The sequence below is a fragment of the Bradyrhizobium sp. UFLA05-89 genome (assembly GCF_059803475.1).
Genome location: NZ_JBANBA010000022.1, coordinates 31,621 through 53,238, shown reverse-complemented (window position 1 = coordinate 53,238; position 21,618 = coordinate 31,621). Strand labels below are relative to the sequence as shown.

At 64.3% G+C, this 21,618-nt stretch carries 21 protein-coding genes; 13 read left to right on the top strand and 8 right to left on the bottom strand.

The window, feature by feature from the left end:
- Nucleotides 1–221 precede the first annotated feature (221 nt).
- From ykgO to SO139_RS14470, 3 genes are all read left to right on the top strand, one after another.
- Nucleotides 222–347, top strand: a complete 126-nt coding sequence (ykgO, locus tag SO139_RS14480; protein WP_006611362.1) for a type B 50S ribosomal protein L36 — start codon at nt 222–224, stop codon at nt 345–347.
- A gap of 106 nt (nt 348–453) precedes the next feature.
- Nucleotides 454–1,095 carry a tetratricopeptide repeat protein gene (locus tag SO139_RS14475; RefSeq protein ID WP_449377473.1) on the top strand — a complete coding sequence of 214 codons (642 nt, stop codon included), beginning with the start codon at nt 454–456 and terminating at the stop codon, nt 1,093–1,095.
- A 133-nt stretch (nt 1,096–1,228) separates the two neighbouring features.
- Complete coding sequence (locus SO139_RS14470) at nt 1,229–1,489, top strand: hypothetical protein (protein WP_449377472.1); 261 nt, start codon at nt 1,229–1,231, stop codon at nt 1,487–1,489.
- Between the two features lie 6 nt (nt 1,490–1,495).
- Here SO139_RS14470 and SO139_RS14465 read toward each other — a convergent pair whose 3' ends face one another.
- Nucleotides 1,496–1,678: a hypothetical protein gene (locus SO139_RS14465; RefSeq protein ID WP_449377471.1), complete on the bottom strand. Its 183-nt coding sequence runs from the start codon at nt 1,676–1,678 to the stop codon at nt 1,496–1,498.
- Between the two features lie 317 nt (nt 1,679–1,995).
- Between SO139_RS14465 and SO139_RS14460 the strand changes: the two genes are divergently transcribed.
- Nucleotides 1,996–2,952 (top strand): alpha/beta fold hydrolase, encoded by a 957-nt coding sequence (locus tag SO139_RS14460; RefSeq protein WP_449377470.1) that lies wholly within the window; start codon nt 1,996–1,998, stop codon nt 2,950–2,952.
- 21 nt (nt 2,953–2,973) lie between these two features.
- On the opposite strand, the gene cycA is transcribed toward SO139_RS14460, so the two are convergent.
- A complete protein-coding gene (cycA, locus tag SO139_RS14455; protein WP_449377469.1) occupies nt 2,974–3,384 on the bottom strand; it encodes a cytochrome c-550 CycA in 411 nt (136 codons plus the stop codon).
- Between the two features lie 228 nt (nt 3,385–3,612).
- Here cycA and SO139_RS14450 point away from each other — a divergent pair, with 228 nt between their 5' ends.
- Both SO139_RS14450 and SO139_RS14445 read left to right on the top strand, forming a co-directional pair.
- Nucleotides 3,613–5,106, top strand: coding sequence for an FAD-linked oxidase C-terminal domain-containing protein (locus SO139_RS14450; protein ID WP_449377468.1), 1,494 nt, complete (start codon nt 3,613–3,615; stop codon nt 5,104–5,106).
- Nucleotides 5,107–5,135: 29 nt separating this feature from the next.
- Nucleotides 5,136–6,299 (top strand): acyltransferase family protein, encoded by a 1,164-nt coding sequence (locus SO139_RS14445; RefSeq protein ID WP_449377467.1) that lies wholly within the window; start codon nt 5,136–5,138, stop codon nt 6,297–6,299.
- A 25-nt stretch (nt 6,300–6,324) separates the two neighbouring features.
- On the opposite strand, the gene SO139_RS14440 is transcribed toward SO139_RS14445, so the two are convergent.
- Complete coding sequence (locus SO139_RS14440; RefSeq protein ID WP_449377466.1) at nt 6,325–6,663, bottom strand: putative quinol monooxygenase; 339 nt, start codon at nt 6,661–6,663, stop codon at nt 6,325–6,327.
- Between the two features lie 210 nt (nt 6,664–6,873).
- Here SO139_RS14440 and SO139_RS14435 point away from each other — a divergent pair, with 210 nt between their 5' ends.
- The 4 genes from SO139_RS14435 to SO139_RS14420 all read left to right on the top strand — a co-directional run bounded on the left by SO139_RS14435 (nt 6,874) and on the right by SO139_RS14420 (nt 11,323).
- The gene (locus SO139_RS14435) at nt 6,874–8,181 is read left to right on the top strand and encodes an FAD-binding protein (RefSeq protein ID WP_449377465.1); all 1,308 of its coding nucleotides are present in this window, start codon (nt 6,874–6,876) and stop codon (nt 8,179–8,181) included.
- Nucleotides 8,178–9,491 carry a glycolate oxidase subunit GlcF gene (glcF, locus tag SO139_RS14430; RefSeq protein ID WP_449377464.1) on the top strand — a complete coding sequence of 438 codons (1,314 nt, stop codon included), beginning with the start codon at nt 8,178–8,180 and terminating at the stop codon, nt 9,489–9,491. Before SO139_RS14435 ends, glcF begins: the two co-directional genes overlap by 4 nt.
- 88 nt (nt 9,492–9,579) lie before the next feature.
- On the top strand, nt 9,580–9,927 hold the full coding sequence (locus SO139_RS14425) for a hypothetical protein (protein WP_449377463.1): 348 nt from the start codon (nt 9,580–9,582) through the stop codon (nt 9,925–9,927).
- A gap of 385 nt (nt 9,928–10,312) precedes the next feature.
- A complete protein-coding gene (locus SO139_RS14420; protein ID WP_449377462.1) occupies nt 10,313–11,323 on the top strand; it encodes a TorF family putative porin in 1,011 nt (336 codons plus the stop codon).
- A gap of 317 nt (nt 11,324–11,640) precedes the next feature.
- Here SO139_RS14420 and SO139_RS14415 read toward each other — a convergent pair whose 3' ends face one another.
- Nucleotides 11,641–13,404 carry an ABC transporter ATP-binding protein/permease gene (locus SO139_RS14415; protein WP_449377461.1) on the bottom strand — a complete coding sequence of 588 codons (1,764 nt, stop codon included), beginning with the start codon at nt 13,402–13,404 and terminating at the stop codon, nt 11,641–11,643.
- Between the two features lie 294 nt (nt 13,405–13,698).
- Between SO139_RS14415 and SO139_RS14410 the strand changes: the two genes are divergently transcribed.
- Together SO139_RS14410 and SO139_RS14405 are read left to right on the top strand one after the other, a co-directional pair.
- Nucleotides 13,699–15,363 carry an L-lactate permease gene (locus SO139_RS14410; protein WP_449377460.1) on the top strand — a complete coding sequence of 555 codons (1,665 nt, stop codon included), beginning with the start codon at nt 13,699–13,701 and terminating at the stop codon, nt 15,361–15,363.
- Nucleotides 15,364–15,496: 133 nt separating this feature from the next.
- A complete protein-coding gene (locus SO139_RS14405; protein ID WP_449377459.1) occupies nt 15,497–15,895 on the top strand; it encodes an META domain-containing protein in 399 nt (132 codons plus the stop codon).
- 131 nt (nt 15,896–16,026) lie between these two features.
- Here SO139_RS14405 and SO139_RS14400 read toward each other — a convergent pair whose 3' ends face one another.
- The 3 genes from SO139_RS14400 to SO139_RS14390 form a co-directional block, all read right to left on the bottom strand.
- Nucleotides 16,027–17,238: a hypothetical protein gene (locus SO139_RS14400; RefSeq protein WP_449377458.1), complete on the bottom strand. Its 1,212-nt coding sequence runs from the start codon at nt 17,236–17,238 to the stop codon at nt 16,027–16,029.
- A gap of 142 nt (nt 17,239–17,380) precedes the next feature.
- Nucleotides 17,381–19,009, bottom strand: coding sequence for a chaperonin GroEL (gene groL / locus SO139_RS14395; RefSeq protein WP_498540179.1), 1,629 nt, complete (start codon nt 19,007–19,009; stop codon nt 17,381–17,383).
- 161 nt (nt 19,010–19,170) lie between these two features.
- Nucleotides 19,171–19,467: a co-chaperone GroES gene (locus SO139_RS14390; RefSeq protein ID WP_449377456.1), complete on the bottom strand. Its 297-nt coding sequence runs from the start codon at nt 19,465–19,467 to the stop codon at nt 19,171–19,173.
- A gap of 342 nt (nt 19,468–19,809) precedes the next feature.
- Here SO139_RS14390 and SO139_RS14385 point away from each other — a divergent pair, with 342 nt between their 5' ends.
- Complete coding sequence (locus tag SO139_RS14385) at nt 19,810–20,331, top strand: hypothetical protein (RefSeq protein ID WP_449377455.1); 522 nt, start codon at nt 19,810–19,812, stop codon at nt 20,329–20,331.
- Nucleotides 20,332–20,570: 239 nt separating this feature from the next.
- Here the strand turns inward: SO139_RS14385 and dapA are convergent, their stop codons facing one another.
- Nucleotides 20,571–21,542, bottom strand: coding sequence for a 4-hydroxy-tetrahydrodipicolinate synthase (dapA, locus tag SO139_RS14380; protein ID WP_449377454.1), 972 nt, complete (start codon nt 21,540–21,542; stop codon nt 20,571–20,573).
- Between the last annotated feature and the right edge of the window lie 76 nt (nt 21,543–21,618).

The window sequence follows — 21,618 nt, the reverse complement described above, 5'->3', positions numbered from 1 at the left end:
TTGGGCCGATCCGGCCGCTTTCTACTTTGCATGGGATTGTTTTCAAGAATTTGGTGGGGCGGAACGGGGCAGTTAAGATTGACATCACCTCCCGCCATGCCTTAAGAACCGCCCCGTCCCGGGCGGTCAGTCCGCCAGCGGGAAAAATCTCATTTTGCCACATTCGCGCGTGCCGAAACGGTAGTGCCGAACACGGCCTTTCGAACGTTCAGGATTCTGCCATGAAGGTCCGTAACTCGCTGAAATCGCTGCGCGGTCGCCACCGCGCCAATCGCCTGGTCCGCCGCAAGGGCCGGGTCTATGTGATCAACAAGGTGCAGCGCCGCTTCAAGGCTCGCCAGGGCTAAGACCCTGCCGAGGGCCTCGCGCGCGGCCCCGCAAGACCACGGTCTCACACGACTTTGACGCCGTCCTTGCTTCCCAAGGGCGGCTTTGCGCGTTTAGACTTTCGCCATGGCAGTGAGATTCTTGTCCGCGCACTCCCTCCGTCTGGCCGCCCTTCTGGCCGCGCTGGCGGTCGTCGCCCCGGCTTTCGCACAGGATGACCCCTCAGGTCCGCCCGTGAAGCAGAAGAAGCTACCCGAGGCGCCGGCCAAGCTGCCCAAGGTCGACCGCACCAAGAATCTCGACTTCCTGTTCGGCGCGCTGAAGGCCGCGCCCGATGATATCAGCGCCAAGCATGTCGAGGCGCGGATCTGGGCGATCTGGCTCCAGACCCCCAGCGATACGGCAGCGCTCCTGATGACGCGGGCCAAGGCGGCCGTGGATGCGCAGAAGGTCGACGTCGCGATCAAGCTGCTCGATGCCGTCATCAAGCTTCGCCCCGACTATATCGAGGCCTGGAACCGGCGCGCCACGCTCTACTACATGCAAAACGACTATGGCCGGTCGCTCGCCGACATTCGCGAGGTACTGATCCGGGAGCCGAGGCATTTCGGCGCGCTCGCAGGTCTCGGCATGATCATGCAGGAGATCGGCGACGAGAAGCGTGCGCTCGATGCCTACCGCAAGGCGCTCGCCATCAATCCGCACCTCGACAAGATCCCCGATCAGGTCAAGTCACTGACCGAGAAGGTCGAAGGCCGGGATATCTAGCCCCAACTCGATGTTGTTTTGAGCGACTGCGGAGCGCGGCCATTAACCACGCGTCGAGTTGCCTCGCCGCGAGGGGATGTTTTTCCCGCGCCTTCGGGATTAGCTGCATGACAGCCACAAGTGGAGCCGTGCGATGAAACGCGTGATCCTTGCGGGTGCGTTGGTGCTGGCGTCCGCGACGGTCTGTCTTGCCGACGGGCTATTCTGGGTGGTGGGCAACCGTGCCACCGGCAAATGCGAGATCGTGACCAGCAATCCCGTCATCATCGGCGACATCTGGTTCGGCGACGGTCCCTACAAGTCCAAGGCCGACGCCAAGCTTGCGCGGTCGACGATCCGTGCCTGTCCGAGGCCAGATGCCGGCGAAGACAAGGATGACGACAGCGAGAACTAGGTTCACCTAATGCAGGATGTGGTCGCCGCGCTCGACGAGGCTCCGGTCCGCGGCAGCGGCATAGAGTTTTGCAAGCTCGGCTTCGAGATGCTCGTTGATCAGTAGCAGCGCCCGTACCGCGCCGCGCAGATCACCACTGCAGCTCGCGACGATCTCGTCGATCGCAGCATCTTTAGATCGCAGACTCATCGAAATACCTCCAATCCAAAACAGAACAATCTGCCGGTCTTTCCCGCGTTCCTGTGGATTGCGTGGAGGATCGGCGCCCGCCCGTGCTTAGAGGCGGAACCGACCGTGGCGATTATATGGAGGCGGCGATGACGGCTGCATGAAGCGGCCCGATTGGTGCCATGCGTTCAGGCCATCATTGATTTTGTTGATATTTTCCCAAATTGAATTCTATTGATATCCACAGGCAGGACGTACCCGCGCGCGCAAGCCGAAAAGAAACTGCCGGACGTTGAGACCGTAACTGCCATGTGCCCTGGATCGCCCGGACCATCTTCATGATCGTGTTTCTCGTCGTGACGGCGCTCGTAGCGCTTGTCGCCGTCACGCTGGTCGGCGTTTGGGCGGTCGAGCGCGCCTTCCCGCCGCAGGGCGAGATGATCGAGGTCGCCGGCGCAACGCTGCACGTCGTCGATCTCGGCCCGCGCGATGCTACCTTGCCGATCGTCATGCTGCATGGTGCGAGTTCGAATCTGGAGGTGATGCGGCGTCCGCTGGGCGATCTCCTCGCCGAAAACCATCGCGTGATCCTGATCGATCGCCCCGGCCACGGCTGGAGCACGCGGGCGCGACTCGAGGATTCGACGGCCGAGGTGCAGGCGCGGATGGTCGACGAGGCGCTTGCCAAGCTCGGCATCGATCGCGCGGTGTTCGTGGTGCATTCCTGGAGCGGTGCGCTCGGCGCGCGGCTTGCACTCGATCATGCCGGTCGTGTCGCAGGTCTCGTCATGCTTGCGCCGGTCACCCATCCCTGGCGCGGCGGCGTCGGGCGTTACAATGAGATCATCGCAATGCCGGTGATCGGTCCGCTGCTCGCCTACACCATCACGCTGCCGCTCGGCTATCTGCTTGCAACGCCCGGCGCGCGGAACGTCTTCCTGCCGCAGACGATGCCGGACGGCTTCGTGCAGGACTCCGCGACGCCGCTGCTGCTGCGCCCGCGCGAGTTCATCGCCAATGCCTATGATCTGGTGACGCTGAAGGCGTCGGTGGCCGCGCAAGCTCCGCGCTATGGCGAGATTTTTGCGCCGACCGTGGTTATCGCCGGCGAGCCCGACAAGACGGTATCCACCAATATCCACGCCCGCCCGTTCGCCGCGACCGTGCCGAATGCGAAGCTGATCGTGCTGCCCAATCTCGGCCACATGGTGCAGACCACGGAGCCGGACCTGGTGAAGACCGAGATCGAGGCGCTGATCGCCGCGATCATGGCCGAGAAGGCGGCCGCCGATTAGCGGCCGCCAAATCTCGCTGCGTTATTGCTTGACCTTGCCGTCCTTGTCGAACTGGGAGACGAAGGCCCAGAGATCGTTGATCTCCTTCTCGTTCTTGATGCCGGCGAACGCCATCTTGGTGCCGGGGATCTTGGCCTTCGGATCCTTGATATATTCCTTGAATACCGCCTCACCCCAGGTGATGCCGGAATTCTTGTTGGCGTCTGAATAATTGTAGTCCGGCGCGGTGCCGGATTTGCGGCCGTCGAGGCCGTTGAGCTCCGGTCCGACCTTGTTCTTCGCGCCTTCGCCGATCGCGTGGCAGGCGAGGCACTTGTTGAACGACGTCTTGCCGGCTGCGGCGTCCTGCGCCATGGCGGTGGAAGATATGGCGGTGGACGCTGCGGCAGTCATGGCGAGGGCAACCAGCGCGCCGAAAGTCAGTTTTGTCATAGGATGCTCTTCGTCTCTTCCCGGGGTCAGATTGAGTGTCGTGGTTTTGGCAGGTCCGGTGCAGGTGGACAAGCCGCGAAAGTTTGACAGGTTTCGCGATAGCAGACTTGCCCCAGAGAGAACTTGCGCTGCAACAAAGCAATGCGACCTTCGGAGGACCTACCCAAAGCCGGCAGGACATGATTGATTTGGCGGGACATTTTCCAGCGTCTGACGAAGGTTCGTAACATGGCCATCATGATGCCCGCATCCGACCAGGCCGTGCTGGCGCGTCGCAGCGAGATCGTCGCCGCCTTGCGCGCGATCGTCCCCGGCGAGGGCGTGATCGACAGCGCCGCCGAGATGCGGGTCTATGAGTCCGACGGGCTGACCGCTTATCGGCAGCCGCCGATGGTCGTGGTGCTGCCCGATACCACCGAGCAGGTCTCGCTGGTCCTGAAATATTGTGCCGAGCACGGTATCAAGGTGGTGCCGCGCGGGTCAGGCACCTCGCTGTCTGGCGGTGCGTTGCCGCTGGAAGACGGCGTGCTCTTGGGGCTCGGCAAGTTCAAGCGCATCCGCGAGATCGATTTCGACAACCGCGTCGTCGTCACCGAGCCCGGCGTCACCAACCTCGCGATCAGCCAGGCGGTCGCGCATGCTGGCTTCTATTACGCACCCGATCCCTCGTCGCAGATCGCCTGCTCGATTGGCGGCAACGTCGCTGAAAATTCCGGCGGCGTGCACTGCCTGAAATACGGCATGACCACCAACAACGTGCTCGGCTGCGAGTTCGTGCTGATGAGCGGCGAGATCCTGCGCATCGGCGGCAAGGCGGCGGAGAATCCAGGCTACGATCTGATGGGCGTGATCACGGGCTCGGAAGGCCTGCTCGGCGTCATCACCGAGATCACGGTGCGCATTCTGCAAAAGCCCGAGACGGGGCGCGCGCTGATGGTCGGGTTTGCGCAGGTCGAGGCGGCCGGCGAATGCGTGGCGCGGATCATCGGCGCCGGCATCATTCCCGGCGGCATGGAGATGATGGACAAGCCCGCGATCCACGCCGCCGAAGCCTTCGTCCATGCCGGCTATCCACTCGATGTGGAGGCGCTCCTGATCATCGAGCTCGACGGTCCCGGCGTCGAGGTCGACGAGTTGATCAAGCGCGTCGAGGCGATCGCGCAAGGCTGCGGCTCGACCACCTGCCAGATCTCGACTTCGGAGGCCGAGCGCAATCTGTTCTGGGCCGGCCGCAAGGCGGCGTTCCCCGCCGTCGGTCGGATCTCGCCCGACTATCTCTGCATGGACGGCACCATTCCGCGCGGCGCGCTGCCGAAGGCGCTGGCGCGCATCCGCGAGCTGTCGGAGAAATACCACCTCGGCTGCGCCAACGTGTTCCACGCCGGCGACGGTAATCTGCATCCCCTCATCCTCTACGATGCCAACAAGCCCGGGGAGATCGAGCGCGCCGAGTCGTTCGGCGCCGACATCTTGCGCGCCTGCGTCGAGTTCGGCGGCGTGCTCACCGGTGAGCACGGCGTCGGCATCGAGAAGCGCGACCTGATGCCGGATATGTTCAACGAGATCGACCTCAACCAGCAGCAGCGGCTGAAATGCGCCTTCGACGCGCAGGGCCTGCTCAATCCCGGAAAGGTGTTCCCGACCCTGCACCGCTGCGCCGAGCTCGGCCGCATGCATGTGCATGCGGGCAAGCTGGCGTTTCCGGACATTCCGCGGTTCTGAGGATCTGGCATGTCGGTCGAGGTGGCGGCATGGCGGACATTCCGGTAGGCGCGGCGACGACTGCACCTGCGGGGGCGCACGCCCAGTCACGGCTCCTGTTCATCGACAACATCCGCTGGTCGATGATCATCCTCGTGCTGAGCATGCACGCGGCCGACACCTACAGCCCGTTCGGCAATTGGTACTACATCGACCGGCAGGCGACCGGCTTTGGCACGGCGCTGTTCTTCGGCGTCTACCAGAGCTTCCTCCAGGCCTTCTTCATGGCGGTGCTGTTCTTCATCGCCGGTTATTTCGCCGCCGCATCCTGCGACCGGAAGGAATTTCCGATCTTCGCCCGCGACCGCTTCGTCCGGCTGGGCTTGCCGACCCTGCTCTACATGTTCGTGATCGGCCCGCTCACGCAGTATTTCCTGTCACGGACCTGGGGACGCGGCGGCTTCGGCCATCAGTGGCTGGTTCATCTCGGGGATGGCGAGTGGTTGTCCGAGACCGGCCCGATGTGGTTCTGCGCCGTCCTGCTCCTGTTCTCGGTTGCCTACGGCATGATCCGCCTGTCGGGCTGGCGAGAGCGCAACGTCGTGCTGCGTTGGCCGATGGTCGTCGCCTTCGTGATGGTGATGGCCGGGGCCACCTTTGCCGTGCGCATCGTCGTGCAGGCCGGCACCTCGGTGCTCAATGTTCATCCCGGTGACCTGCCGCAATACGTCCTGATGTTCGCGGTCGGAGCCTATGGCTATCGCGGTAACTGGATGACGGGACTTGCCGAGGGGGCCTGTCTGCGCTGGGGAGCGCTGGCGCTCATGCTCTCCGTTCCGCTGTTCGCGGCGCTGGTGCTGCTTGGCGGCGGCCTCGAGGGCGAGACGTCGCTCTATTCCGGCGGCTTCAATCTCGTCAGCGCGGGGAAGTGCCTGTGGGAGGCGCTCGTCTGTGTGGGCATGGGTCTTGTCATTCTGGCCATCTATCGCCGCCATTTCGACTGGCAGGGGCCGGTCGCCAAGTGGCTCTCGGACAATGCGTTCGGGGTCTACCTGATCCACCCGCCGATCCTGATCGGCTTCGCCATGCTCCTGCATGGGCTACCGCTCTTCGCACTCACGAAGGCACTGTTGCTGACGATGCTGGCGGCGGCCGGTAGCTTCGCCGTCTCAGCGCTGATCCTGCGGAGGTCGCCGCTGCGCGCGATCATCTAGTCGCGCGCAGCGTGCGAGGAGCTTCTTACATCAACGCGTATTGGGTGCGCTCGCGCTTTGCCAGCAATGGCAGCGCCTGTCCTGCGATATGGCTCTTGAAGTGCGCGCTGTCCTGATGCGCTCTGAAGGCGGCTTCGTCGCGGAACAGCTCGTAGAACAGGAACTGCGCCGGATTGTCCTTGGCGCGACTGATCAGGAACAGTTTCACGCCCGGCTCGCTTTGCGCCTGCGGGAGGAAGGTGCGCAGGATCTCGGCCACGTGGTCGGCCTCTTCAGCCCTGGCTTCCCATTGCGCCACGACCAGAAGACCCCCGCTACTGATCGCCTGGTGGATGGCTTGTTGGTTCATCGCCTGTTGGTTCATGTTGGAACTCCATTGGGGAGAGAACTGTTCGATCAATAGCGAAGTTTGGGCGATAATGTTTCGATGATGATCGAAGTGAGATCGTGCCTTGCAGGGTGGTGCAAACCGGCCCGCGCACCGCATGGTGAAAGGCTGCACCTTCTTTGGGATGAGGTGTGCGAGCCCCGCGCGAATTGATTTCCGACGCGAATTTCGCTACCGCCTTTTCCCGTGGATACGCTCAAGGTCAGAGACGCCAAAGACGTCGAAGAGGTGGTGCGCGCGGCGATTGCCAATGAGCAGCCGCTCGAGATCATCGGCCATGGCTCCAAGCGCGGCATCGGCCATGTGATGGCGACCAACGCCGTGCTCGACGTCTCCGCGCTAAACGCGATCACCTCCTATGAGCCCAACGAGCTGATCATCACGCTCCAGGCCGGCGCGCCGCTGGCCGACGTGCTGTCGCTGATCGATGCCAAGAGCCAGCAGTTCGCCTTCGAGCCGATGAACACCGCGCCCCTGCTCGGGACGCCCGGGCTCGGCACGATGCCCGGGCTCGGCACGATGCCCGGGCTCGGCACGATGCCCGGGCTCGGCACAATGCCCGGGCTCGGCACCATCGGTGGGATGATCGCGGCGGGCCTCGCCGGGCCACGCCGTATCAAGGCGGGGGCGGTGCGCGACCATCTGCTCGGCGCGCACGCCGTCTCGGGCTTCGGCGACAGCTTCAAGACCGGCGGCAAGGTGGTGAAGAACGTTACCGGCTACGACCTCTGCAAGCTGCTCGCCGGTTCCTGGGGCACACTGTCGGTCATGACCGAGGTGACGCTGAAGGTCATGCCGAAGCCGGAGAGCGAGCGGACGCTGCTGTTGCGCGGGCTGGATGACGGTAGCGCCAACAAGGCCATGACCGTGGCGCTCGGTTCGCCCTTCGACGTATCGGGCGCGGCGCATCTGCCGAAATCCGCTGTCCGGGAGAGAGCCGAAGGGCTCGGCGACGTCGCCACTCGAGGCGAGCCGCTTACCGTGCTGCGGCTGGAGGGCATCACCGCCTCGGCCGCTCACCGCGCGGTCGCGCTGCGCGAGACGCTCGCGCCATTCGGAACCGCCACCATCGTGGAGGATGGCGCCTCGGCCGCATTGTGGACTGCGATACGGGACGTGCTGCCGTTCGCGGCCGATGGCGCGCTTGGCGCCTGGCCGGTGTGGCGGATCGTGTGTCCGCCGGCCTCTGGCGCCGCGGTCGGCCGGCAGCTTGCGCAGGACACCGGCGGCGACGTGATCTACGACTGGGGTGGCGGGCTGATCTGGGCGGCGGTGCCGCCCAAGGACGATGCGCAAGCCGCCATCGTGCGCCGGCGCACGGAAGCCGTCGGCGGGCACGCCATGCTGGTCCGGGCACCTGAGGAGGTGCGGCGCAATGTGGACGTGTTCCATCCGCAAGCACCGGGTGTCGCCGCGCTCAGCGAGCGGGTTCGCGTCAGCTTCGATCCGAAGACCATCCTCAATCGCGGGCGGCTGAAGCGGGGCGCGGCATGAAGACCGAATTTTCGCTCACCCAGCTCGCCGATCCCGATATCGCGGAAGCAGACAAGATCCTGCGTGCCTGCGTGCATTGCGGCTTCTGCACCGCGACCTGTCCGACCTATGTGCTGCTCGGCGACGAGCTCGATAGCCCGCGCGGCCGCATCTACCTGATCAAGGAGATGCTGGAGAAGGACCAGGCGCCGACATCGGAGGTCGTCAAGCATGTCGACCGCTGCCTGTCGTGCCTTGCCTGCATGACCACGTGTCCGTCCGGGGTGAACTACATGCACCTGGTCGACCAGGCCCGCGTCCGGATCGAAGAGCGTTACGAGCGGCCGCTTGCCGAGCGTCTGCTCCGCACCGTGCTGGCGTTCGTCCTGCCTGACCCGCAGCGCTTTCGCGTCAGCATGTCGCTGGCGCGGCTTGCCCGGCCGCTCGCGGCTTTGCTGCCGACGCCGCGGCCGTCGGCTACGCCCGGCCTGACGCAGCGGATCAAGGCGATGCTGGCGCTCGCGCCAGGCCGGCTGCCGGCTCCGGGGCCCGCCGCGGGCAGCGTCTTTGCGCCGCTCGGCAAGAGGCGGGGGCGGGTGGCGCTGCTCCAGGGCTGCGCCCAGCAGGTGCTCGCGCCGCGGATCAACCAGGCCGCCATCAACCTGCTGACCCGCCACGGCATCGAGGTCGTGCTGGTCCGGGACGAGCAATGCTGCGGCGCTCTGACCCATCACCTCGGACGTGACGACGATGCGCTCGCGCGGGCGCGGGCGAACGTTGCGGCATGGCGTCGCGAGGCGGCAAAGGACGGTCTCGATGCCATCCTGGTGACGACGTCCGGCTGCGGCACGGTCATCAAGGACTACGGCTATCTGCTGCGCGAGGACCGCGAGCTCGCGAGCGATGCGGCCAACGTCTCCGCTCTCGCCAAGGACATCACGGAGTATGTCGCAGGTCTCGCGCTTCAGCCCTTGAGGCGACACGACGACATCGTCGTCGCCTATCATTCCGCTTGTTCACTGCAGCACGGGCAGAAAATCACTGGACTTCCGAAAGAATTGCTTTCCAAGAACGGATTCGTGGTGAAAGATATCCCAGAGAGCCATTTGTGTTGCGGTTCGGCGGGGACCTACAACATTCTCCAGCCCGACCTTGCGGGCAGGTTGCGCGATCGCAAGGTCGCCAACATCGCAAGCGTCAAGCCGGACATGATTGCCGCAGGCAATATCGGCTGCATGGTGCAGATTGCCAGCGGGACATCAGTGCCGGTCGTGCACACGATTGAGCTTCTCGATTGGGCGACGGGCGGCGCGCAGCCGGCATTGAACTAGTCGAATTAAGCTAGCCGACTGCGCCGCGCCCGGAGGTGGACGACTGAAGGCCCGATCGACATTGTTCGGCGGCAACAGGAGGATCACGATGGCGAAAGCGAAGAAGAAGAAAAGCAAGAAGGCCAAAAAGGCCAAGAAAGCCGTAGCGGCGAAGAAGACTGCGAAGAAGGCCGGCAAGAAGAAGTCGGCGAAGAAATCCGCCAAGAAGGCAGCGAAGAAGTCGGCAAAGAAAGCCGCACCGAAGAAGGCGGCCAAGAAGGCCGCGAAGAAATCCGCGAAGAAGGCGGCTCCCAAGAAGAGCGCGAAGAGGGCGGCTCCGGCTCCCAAGCCACCGGCCCCCGTGGAAGCTCCCGCCCCCGAGCCCGCGCCGGAAGCGAGCTGGGCGACTCCGTCGAGCGGCGATGGTCCGTCCGCAGCTGCTGACGGGCAGGGCTAGGCGCTCTTCCTGGCCTCAATTGCGAACCTGCAAGCAGGAAGGCCGCGGCACTGATGCTGCGGCCTTTTTGCATCGGCCGAAGCCAAGCCGAATCGCGGGGAGCCTACGCGTGGCGGCCAAGCCTCAGCCTGGCAATCTCCCCGTAGCATCACGTGGTCAGGGGCACCTCGGCTCGAAATCATTGTGTTCGAGATGCAACACACGCTGACAACCTTTCGTGAAATTGCCATTACGCCCAAAAAGTCGGCAGATGCCCGTGTTTTTTGCTTCACTGCTTGGGCGTCGCACTCCAGATTGCGGCTGTTACGAGAGTTTTTCAGTCAGGGTCGCATGCCCCGGGGGGCGCCGGGATCGGACTGGCCTTAGGAAGGTGATGGGGAACGAAATGAAGAAAGTGGCTTTGTTGGCAACGGCGCTGGCAATGGTGACGGGTTCGGCTCTGGCGGCAGATATGCCGGTGAAGGCTGTGAAGGCTCCTCCGCCGCCCGCCTTTGACCCGTGGGACGTCGCCTTCGGCGGCGGCATCATGAGCGATTACATCTTCCGCGGCATCACCCAGTCGAACCACAAGCCGTCGGTCACGGCTTATTTCGAGCCGCGCTACAACGTCACCAAGGACCTCCAGCTCTATGTCGGCGTCTCGGCCGAGAGCATCTCATTCCCGAACCGCGCCGCAGCAGAAGTCGACGTCTACGGCGGTATCCGCCCGACCTTCGGCGCGTTCGCGCTCGACATCGGTGTCTGGGGCTACCTGTATCCGGGCGGCACCTGCTATTTCGGCGCGCCCGGCATCGACTTCGCCGGCAACTTCCAGGGCGCCGAGTGCGCCGAGAAGGCCCTGCTCAATGCCAACGTGATCAAGAAGGACCTGAGCTTCTTCGAAGTCTATGGCAAGGGGACCTATACGGTGAACGACAACTGGGCGTTCGGCTTCACCGAGTACTACACTCCGAGCTACCTGAACTCGGGCGCCTGGGGCAACTACGCCTCGATCACCGGCAAGTACACCGCGCCCAGCACGATCTTTGGCTCGAGCGGCGTCGGCATGTACGTGTCGGGTGAGTTCGGCCGTCAATGGCTGGGCACCTCCGACAGCTTCTACGGCACGCTCGCGTTCCCGAACGGCATCAAATATGCCGACTACAACACCTGGAACGTCGGCATCGGCTTCACCTACAAGGTCTTCACGCTGGATCTGCGCTACTCCGACACCAACCTCTCCAAGGGTGACTGTAACGCCTTCACCAGCGACTGGTCGGCCCGCGGTAACATCACCGCCTCCACCGGTACCTTCGTGACCCCGATCAACCCGTCGGGCGTCGGCTCCAACTGGTGCGGCGCGGCCGGCATCGCCAAGCTGTCGTTCGACCTGACGGCGATGACCAACCTGAAGTAAGTTTCATCCCGAGACTGGCTGAAGGGGCGGCAGGACAAACCTGCCGCCCTTTTGCTTTTGTGGGGGCGTGAACGTCTCCCGTGGGCGCTACACGGATAACTGCGTCATGCCCGGGCCTGTCCCGGGCATCCACGTTCCTTGTGCCGTTAGGCAAGGCGTGGATGGCCGGGACATAGGCGAGCGGAAGCGACGCCGTCCTTCGGACGGCTATGCCCGGCCATGACGATATGGAAGCTTCAGCGCCTCAAGCTCTCACATCAATGCGATAGCCCTCTCCCGCAAGCGGGAGAGGGAGTGCACGGTCACTGTGGAAGCATTCAGCGCGCTTCGCTCGGCTCCGCCCAGGCCGGTGCGCCGACCCCGCCGAGCACGTGGATCTCGCCGTCCTGGACCAGCCTGACATGGCGGCTGTGGAAGGCATCGAGCGTCGAGCGGTGGCCGATCGACACGATCGTGGTCGACGGCAGCCTTTCCTCCATGAGGCGGTAGAGCAGGGCCTCGGACGGCTCATCGAGCGAGGCAGTCGCCTCGTCGAGGAACAGGTAATCCGGCGCATGCAGCAGCGCCCGTGCCACCCCTAACCGCTGCTGCTCGCCGAGCGACAGCGTCCTGTTCCAGTGCGCTTCCTCGTCGAGCTGCTCGGCAAGCCGCGGCATGCCGACCGCTCTCAGCGCGTCCTTGATCTTGTCGGGCGCAACCGTGCCGTGCTCGGCCGGGTAGATCACGGCGTCGCCGAGCGGGCCAATCGGGAAATAAGGCCGCTGCGGCAGCATCATCAGGCTGGATTTCCCGGGGATGGCGATCTTGCCAGTGCCGAACGGCCAGACCCCGGCGATGGCGCGGAACAGCGTCGACTTGCCCGAGCCCGACGGTCCCGTCACCAGCACGCGCTCGGGGTGCTGGATCGCAAAGGCGTTGGCTGCGACCAGCGGCTTGCCGTTCGGCAGCTTCACCAGCAACTGCTCGAGCGCGATGGCCTCGCTGCCCGTGGATGGCGTGACGCCGATGGTCGGCTCGTGCGCGGGGAGATTGGCGGCCGAGCTGACCGACATCTCGAAGCCGTCGAGACGGGCAACCACCGCGCGCCATTCGGCGAGCGAGCGGTAGGTCGTCACGAAGAACGACAGCGCGCGCTGCACGCTCGAGAAGGCCGAGCCGGTCTGCATCATGTCACCGAGCTGGATCTTCTTGGCGAAATAGGCCGGCGCCACCAACACGTAGGGAAAGATCACGGCAGCCTGCTGATAGCTCGCCGTGAACGCGGTGAGGCGCTTGGTGCGGCTCATGATCGCGTACCAGTTGCCGATCACGAAGCTGAAGCGGTGCAGGAGGCGTCCGCGCTCGGCGCTCTCGCCCTTGAGCAGCGCGATCTGTTCGGAATTCTCGCGCACCCGGACCAGGTTGAAGCGGAAGTCGGCTTCAAAGCGCTGCTGCTCGAAATTGAGATTGACCAGCGGCACACCAATCCAGTGCGTCAGGGCGGTGCCGAGGATCGCGTAGATCAGGGCACCCCAGCACAGATAGCCGGGGATCGCGAAGTCGCTGCCGAAGAGATGCAGGGGGGCGGCGTTGGAGAGGCCCCAAAGAATGATCACGAAGGAGAACAGCGTCACGATCGAGGACAGCAGGCCGACGCCGATGCTCAGGGTCTGCTCGACGAAATTCTTGACGTCGTCGGTGATGCGCTGGTCCGGATTGTCGGCGGCGTCGCCGGTGAGCTGCATGCGGTAGTGCGTGGCGTCATCGAGCCATTCGCCGAGATAGTGCCGCGTCAGCCATTGCCGCCAGCGGATCTGGAGCCATTGGTTCAGATAGAGCTGATAGACGGCCAGTGCGACGAAGGCCGAGGCGAGGCCGATGAAGATCCAGATCTCGCGCACGAAGCTGTCCAGATCATAGGCCTGGAGCGCACTGTAGAAACGGTTCTGCCACTGGTTCACGAGCACGTCGATCGCGACCAGCGCCAGCTCGATCGCGATCACTGCGGCGAGCAGGCCGCGGCCGGCCCATTTGTCCTCGGACCGGAAGTAGGGGATGGCGATTCGCCAAACGGTCGCGAGCGTCGCGCGGATGTTCTTCACAGATAGGGGTCTCCTGCGGGGTAGGCGCAAGCGCCTGATGCAACGGCGCAAATAAGCGCGCTTAGACTAAAGTTGCAAATCCGGCGATTTGCGTTGTCCGGGCCGGCAACCCTAGCATGGGCATAACGGCGCGGGGTGGGGGCCTTCGGAACTTCGCGAGCTTGTGAGCGGATGGGAACCGCCGCACTCGCGACATGACCGCCTCAGGCTCAGGGACTATCGCGACCCGCATCAAGCAGGTTCGGCTATCCACGCTGGCCGCCCTGCCGCACCAATGCGTGGGGGAGGACGAGCATGTGGAATCAAGTTTATAACCCACTGAACAATGCGGCGTTGTCGACCATCGCGGCGGCGGTCCCGGTGGTCTCGCTGTTGATCATGATCGCAAGCGGGCGCGTGAAAGCGCACATCGCGGCCGTGATTGCCGTCATCATCACCAACCTGATCACGATCGTCATCTTCACCATGCCGGTGAACATGTCGGTCCGCGCCTCCGCACTCGGCGTCGTCACCGGTTTCTTCCCGATCGGATGGATCGTCCTCAACGTCATCTTCCTCTACCAGGTGACGGTCACGACGGGGCGCTTCGAGCTGTTGAAGCGCGCGGTCGGCGGCGTCACCGAGGACCGGCGCCTGCAACTCCTGCTGGTCGCGTTCTCCTTCGGCGCCTTCTTCGAAGGCGCCTCGGGTTTCGGCACGCCTGTCGCGATCACCGGCGCCGTGCTGATCGGTCTCGGCTTCTCGCCGCTCGCCGCCTCCGGCCTGTCGCTGATCGCAAACACCGCGCCGGTCGCCTATGGCGCACTTGGCACGCCGATCCAGGGCCTTGCCTCCGTCACCGGACTTGATCCGTATATCCTCGGCGCGATGGTCGGACGGCAGTTGCCGTTCTTCTCGCTGATCGTGCCATTCTGGGTGGTCTGGGCGTTCGCGGGCTGGCGCGGCATGAAGGATATCTGGCCGGCGATCCTTGTCACCGGCGTGTCCTTCGCAATCCCGCAATTCGTGATCTCCAACTTCATCAATCCCTGGATCGTCGACATCGGGGCGTCGCTGATTTCGATGGGGGCGCTGATCCTGTTCCTGAAAGTGTGGCAACCCAAGCAGCTCTGGCTGTCGCCGGCGCTGCGCGGCCGCGATGAATCGGTGTCGGAAATGGGCAAGACTGCACCGCTCGACAAGACGCCGCTCACGCAGGCCGAGCTGTGGAGCGCGCTGTTGCCGTGGATCATCGTCTGCGTCGTGATGCTGATCTGGGGCAGTGGATGGTTCAAGTCCTGGGCGGACTCGTTGTTCGTCTGGAAGTATGCAGTTCCCGATCTCGACAAGATGATCAACAAGATGCCGCCGGTTGCGGCTGGCCCCACGCCGGAAGGTGCGGTGTTCAACTTTACCTATCTGTCCTTCACCGGCACGGGCATGCTGATCGCGGCGATCATCTCGGGCTTCCTGATGGGCGTCGGTCCCGGCCGGCTGCTGGTCGAATATGGCCGCACGATCCGGCTCTGCGCGATCTCGCTGATCACGATCTCGGCGATGCTCGCGATCGGCACGCTCACCCGCCTTTCGGGCGTCGACGCGACGCTCGGTCTCGCCTTTGCGGCGACTGGCGTGCTCTATCCCTTCTTCGGCACGCTGCTCGGCTGGTTGGGTGTCGCGCTGACGGGATCGGATACCGCCTCGAACATCCTGTTCGGCAACCTCCAGAAGATCACGTCGCAACAGATCGGATTGTCGCCCATCCTGATGGCGGCGGCGAACTCCTCCGGCGGCGTGATGGGCAAGATGATCGATGCGCAGTCGATCGTGGTCGCCTCCACCGCCACGCGGTGGTACGGCCACGAGGGCACGATCCTGCGCTTCGTGTTCTGGCACTCGATCGTGCTGGCCTGCTTGGTCGGCGTGCTCGTGACGCTCCAGGCCTACGTATGGCCGTTCACGGCGCTGGTGTTGAAGTAGCGCGACGCATTCTCAACGTAACGACATCCCCGCGGGAAAAACCCCGCGGGGATTTTGCGTGTGCGGCGAACCTTCTCAACGTCGTTCCCGTCTTATAGAAGGTGCGGCGGTTCAAGGACGGTCGAGAGGTCTCATGGTTTCGGTCAAGCAGATGGTGTGCGCGGCGGCCGCGGTGGTGCTGATGGCGGGCGCAAGCCACGCCGAGGACGGCTTTCCCTTCGGATCCGAGATGACGCTCGAAGCCTTGCCGCAGCAGGGCTCGAAGCGCATTCCCAACATCGAGATCGGCGACAATGGCGAGGTGGTGTTGGAGCTCTGGTGCAAGGGCGGCAAAGGTCAGTTCTCGGTCGCCGGCAACACGGTGATCTTCGTACCCGGCCAGATCCAGGACCGTTCCTGTCCGCCGGCCAAGGCCCAGGCCGATGACGACCTCGTCGCGGCGCTCGCCAGCGTCGAGACCTGGAAGCGCCAGGGTGACTTTCTCACGCTGATCGGCCCCAAGCCGCTGCGCTTCCGGATGAACGGGAATTAAACCAACTCGCTGTCGTGCCCCGGCTCGACCGGGGCACCCAGTACGCCGCGGCCCATCGATTCAATCACGACCGCCTCGGCGTACTGGATCGCCCGGTCAAGCCGGGCGATGACCAAGAGTTGGTGTACGGACTACTTCCACACCGACTTGTCGGCGTCCCAGCGCTGGCCCTTCAATTCCTTCGTCAGCGCCTCGATCGCGCCGTTGTCGTCGGTCTGATCGCCCTCTTCATCGGTGCCGGCTTCATCCGACAGGTTGAGCTTGGCGCCGGTGCTCTCGTCGGCCGTTGTGATCGCGGGGCTGCCGACCCAGAGCAGGAGGCGGTCGCTGCTGCCGGGCTTGTCGGTCGAGACCAGGCCCGCGACCTCGATCGTATCGGTGAGCTCGAGCGCTGGGAAATCCTGGTTCGGCCGCTTCAAGACGACCTTGAGCTTGCCGGTGACGGGGTCGAAGCTTTGCGAGACGGTTTTTGCCGTCAGCGTCCTCGCCAGCACGTTGGCGACGGTGCCGGCGAGCCGGTCCCGGCTGATCTTGTCGCCGTCGCGCCAGTCGGCGGCGGCGAAGCGGATGGTGCGGTCCATCTCCATCATGCCGGCGGTCCAGCCCACTGCGGTGACGCCCGGCATCGCCTTGAACTTGGCGAGCAGCGCAGCTGCCCGTTCCGGATCGACCGACATGTTGATGGTCTGCTCGCCGGCGCGCAGCGCGTCGCAGCCGACCGACAGGCTTGCCAGCGTCACCTCGACATCCTGGCCCTTCAGGCTCTTCAGGAAGTCGGTCGCCGCCTCTAACTTGACCTTGACCGCGATCGCTTCCGGCGAGACCTCGGTGAAATCCTTCGGCTGTGGCGTGATGCCGTCGTCGGAGGTCTGGTTGTCCAGAAACTCCTTCTCGCTGAGATCGGAATTGTCGGGCGAGGCGACCTCGGTCACGTTGCCGCCGATCGAGATCTGGCCACGGAATTCGAAGGTATCGCTGGTCGGCTTGCGCGTCAGCTTGACGGTGACCGGCGCCTTGTCGCCGAGACTCTGCGTCGTGCCCGACAAGAGCTGGCCGGCGACCGTGAGGTTGACGACGAAGCGGTCCTTGCGGTCGGAATTCTTCGCTGCGGGATAGCAGACGTCGAGCACGGCCGCGGTGACCGTCTTGCCCTGGCGGGTCTCCTTCAGGATCACATCGGCATTGCCGTCCATGAGCCCGTCGATCGAGGTGAAATAGCGCGTCTCGGTTCCACTGGGCGCGGCGGCCTTTGGCGACAGCTTCATCTGGGCGGACGCGACCTCAGGCGAAACTGCAAGCAATGCCGCCAAAAAACCAATCGAGCAGAACGAAAGCGCGCGCATCGACGAAACCCTCAAGAGATCAGAATCGGCGCCACCGTAGTGGGTTTTGGCCGGAGGTTGAATCGGAAAGCGCAGGCCATTCTGGGCAAAAAAGAAGGCCGCCCGGAGGCGGCCTTCGCGCGATTTTTTTGCTGCGACGGGCTCAGAAGCCCATGCCGCCGCCGGCCGGCATCGCGGGGGCTGCTTCCTTCTTCGGCAGCTCGGCGACCATGGCTTCGGTGGTCACCAGCAGGCCGGCCACGGAGGAGGCGTCCTGAAGCGCGGTGCGCACCACCTTGGCGGGGTCGATGATGCCCTTCTCGACCAGGTCGACGTACTGCTCGGTCTGGGCGTCGAAGCCGAAGGTCTCGGACTTGTTCTCCAGGATCTTGCCGACGACGACCGAGCCTTCGAGGCCGGCGTTCTCGGAGATCTGGCGGACCGGGGCTTCGAGCGCCTTCAGCACGATGTTGATGCCGGCCTGCACGTCGGCATTGGCGTTGGTGAGACGGCCCACCGCCTTCTTGGCGCGGAGCAGCGCGACGCCGCCGCCGGGGACGATGCCTTCCTGCACGGCCGCGCGGGTGGCGTTGAGCGCGTCCTCGACGCGGTCCTTCTTCTCCTTGACCTCGATCTCGGTCGCGCCGCCGACGCGGATCACCGCGACGCCGCCGGCGAGCTTGGCCAGACGCTCCTGGAGCTTTTCACGGTCGTAGTCCGAGGTGGTTTCCTCGATCTGGGCCTTGATCTGGCCGACGCGGGCCTCGATGTCCGGCTTCTTGCCGGCGCCGTTGACGATCGTGGTGTTCTCCTTGTCGATCACGACCTTCTTGGCGCGGCCGAGCATCTTCACCGTGACGTTCTCGAGCTTGATGCCAAGCTCTTCGGAGATCAGCTGGCCGCCGGTGAGGATCGCGAGGTCCTCGAGCATGGCCTTGCGGCGATCACCGAAGCCCGGGGCCTTGACGGCGGCAACCTTCAGGCCGCCGCGGAGACGGTTCACGACCAGCGTGGCCAACGCCTCACCCTCGACGTCCTCTGCGATGATGACGAGCGGCTTGCCGGACTGCACCACGGCTTCCAGCACCGGCAGCATGGCCTGCAGGCCCGAGAGCTTCTTCTCGTGCAAGAGGATGTAGGCGTCCTCGAGCTCGGCGGTCATCTTCTCGGCGTTGGTGACGAAGTAGGGCGACAGATAGCCGCGGTCGAACTTCATGCCCTCGACGATGTCGACTTCGGTGTCGAGCGACTTGTTCTCCTCGACGGTGATGACGCCCTCGTTGCCGACCTTCTGCATCGCCTGCGCGATCATCTTGCCGATGGCGGCATCGCCATTGGCCGAGATGGTGCCGACCTGGGCGACCTCGGACGAGGCGGCGACGGGCTTGGCGCGCTTCTCGATGTCCTTGATGACAGCCGCAACCGCGGTGTCGATGCCGCGCTTGAGGTCCATCGGGTTCATGCCGGCGGCAACCGCCTTGGCGCCTTCGCGCACGATGGCCTGAGCCAGCACGGTCGCGGTGGTGGTGCCGTCGCCAGCAAGGTCGTTGGTCTTGGAGGCGACCTCACGCACCATCTGGGCGCCCATGTTCTCGAACTTGTCCTCGAGCTCGATCTCCTTGGCGACGGTGACGCCGTCCTTGGTGATGCGGGGCGCGCCGAAGCTCTTCTCGATGACGACGTTGCGGCCCTTCGGGCCGAGCGTCACCTTGACGGCGTTGGCGAGAATGTCGACGCCGCGCAGCATGCGTTCGCGCGCGTCTCCGGAAAACTTGACGTCCTTGGCAGCCATTTTTTGCTCCTGGCATGATGTGGAAATGGGCCGCGCACCCTAATCGTCATTGCCGGGCTTGACCCGGCAATCCATCATCTTTCGAAGCAGGATGGATGCCCGGCTCAAGCCCGGGCATGACAAGAGGGAAGCGCGGCGGCGTTTGAAGGGACGTTGTGGCCTTAGGCCAGCACGCCCATGATGTCCGACTCCTTCATGATCAGGAGATCTTCATTGTCGATCTTGACCTCGGTGCCCGACCACTTGCCGAACAGCACGCGGTCGCCGACCTTGAGGTCGATCGGGATCAGCTTGCCCGCCTCGTCGCGGCCGCCGAGGCCGACGGCGACGATTTCGCCCTGGGACGGCTTCTCCTTGGCGGTGTCGGGAATGATGATGCCGCCCTTGGTCTTTTCCTCGGCATCGATACGTTTGACCACGACACGGTCATGCAGCGGACGAAATTTGGACTTAGCCATGACGTTTCCCTTTGGAAGCTCGCTTCGGAAGCGACGGAACTAGGAGAGGGGCCTGCGCCCCCGTCCGACCTCCGGATCGAATGCCGGGATCGAACGGCGCGCTTTAGCAATCGGGCTTCCCGAGTGCTAATAGTGCGCCCGGAAATATGGCTTGGCCGCGATCCTGTCAAGCAAAGGGTGGTTAAGCCATTGGTGAGACGGATATAGGATGTTGACGATCGAAACGAATTGGGGACGCTGGCGTATTCTACGACGTCATTGCCCCGGCAGCGGTTTTGCGCTTGGCTGCGGGAGGGGGCTGTCAGGCTCGTGTTTGGGGGGCGCTTTGCTCGGGGGAATGCCATGATCAGTTCAGCTCACGCGCGGACGGTTGCCAAGCTGGGCGCCGCCGCAGCCTTGGCGCTGCTGCTGGGTGCATGTGGCGGCGGCATGAGCCTGCCGTCGTTCTCATCGTCCTCGCCGGCGCCGGAGGCCGAGCCCGGCACTGGGCCGGAAATGCCGGCGTCGATCCGCGCCGACGAGATCGTCGGCCGCTGGGGCCTTGCCTCGTTCCAGAACCCGTCCGACCGCGCCCGCACCGAGGCTGCGGCCCGCGCGCAGTGCAAGAATCCCTATGTGATCGGCGCCGGATCGAGCGGCGGCGTGATCATGCACCTGGCCGACCAGGCGACGCCGCAGGAGCTGCGGCTGAAGGGCTCACCAAGCGGCAAGAACTATATCGGACCGGCCGGACCGACTCCCGGCGAGCAGGACCGCGAGATCGTCTCCTTCGACGGCCGCGTCATGGTCACCCGATTCATCGACAAGGACGCCGCCACCCGCTACGGCAACATGGTCTACGTCCGCTGCGCGCCGCGGGCGTGATCGAGATCGAGCCAAGCTTGTGATGCACCCTCTCCCGTGTGGGAGAGGGTAGCTTCGTGTGCGCAGGGCGAGGCGAAGAGACTGCGTCTTCCGCACGACCTCGCAGCCATCAGACCCATCCGCAGTGCCTCCGCTTGATGCCGTCAAGCCGCTCCAATGCCGATGTCACGACGTCTTCGGTCAGGCCGATATCACGGCGCAGCCAATCGGACATCGGATACGTCTCGACGCGTCCGTGCTCAGGTCTGCATGAAAGGCGTTGCCATGCGGCCGTCAGGGCGCGGAGCCACCGACGATTCCCCATAGGCGGATTTTTCCAACCTCCGCGCGATCTCGCTATCGAGCGCGGCGGCGAGTTCGCTTCCGACCTCGACCATCGGCAGGCGCACCTCCGGACTGTCGATGAGGCCGCATCGCCACAGCCAGTACTTTGCCGGCGCCGGACTCGGCTCGGCGAACAACAGCCGCGTCAACTCCGAAACCTCCTGCCAGCGCGCGAGCGCGGTGTCGGCATTGCCGCGCTTCAGCTCGGTATGAATCGCAGCAAAGGTTGCGGTCTCGATGTGGGCGGAGAGCAAGATGGCGCCATCCGCGCCGTCGCTCAGCGCTTCATGAGTGTGCGCGTCCTCGCCGGTCAGCACACGAAAGTGGTCCGGCTTGTCGCGGAGCAGCGCGATCGATTGCTCGCGGTTCGCGGAGCAATCCTTCAGGCCAACGATGTTCGGATGCTCGGCAAGGCGGAGCAGCGTCTGGTTGGTGAGATTGACCGAGGTGCGATAGGGAATGTTGTAGAGCACGATCGGCCAGGCAGCGTGATCGGCGAGCGCCTCGAAATGCGCACATAGGCCGCGCTGCGATGGCCGCAGGTAGTAGGGGCTCGCGATCAGATAACCGTCGATCGGCCAGTCCGCGGTTTCATCCAGGCTTTCCTTCAGCCGCGCGGTGTCCGCGCCGGAGAGGCCAAGAACGATCGGAACGCTGCGACGTTGCGCGGCGAGCTCCTCGCGCACGGTTGCGACGAGGCGCTCGAGCTCGGCGCCCTTCAGCGTCATGCCTTCACCGGAGGTCGCGCCGAGGATGAAGCCGTCGATGGCCTCGCACGCGTAGTGTCGCGCGAGCTGCCGGAGCGAGCGCTCGTCGAGATGGCCGTCGCGAAACGGCGTCACCAGAGGCAGCCAGAGGCCCTGCAATCGTTGTCTTAGGTCGGTCATGTTCCATCTCCTTCAGTTGAGGTCTGAGACGGAGGCACATGAAAAAACCCCGTCCAGACGGCGGGGTTTTTCGGGA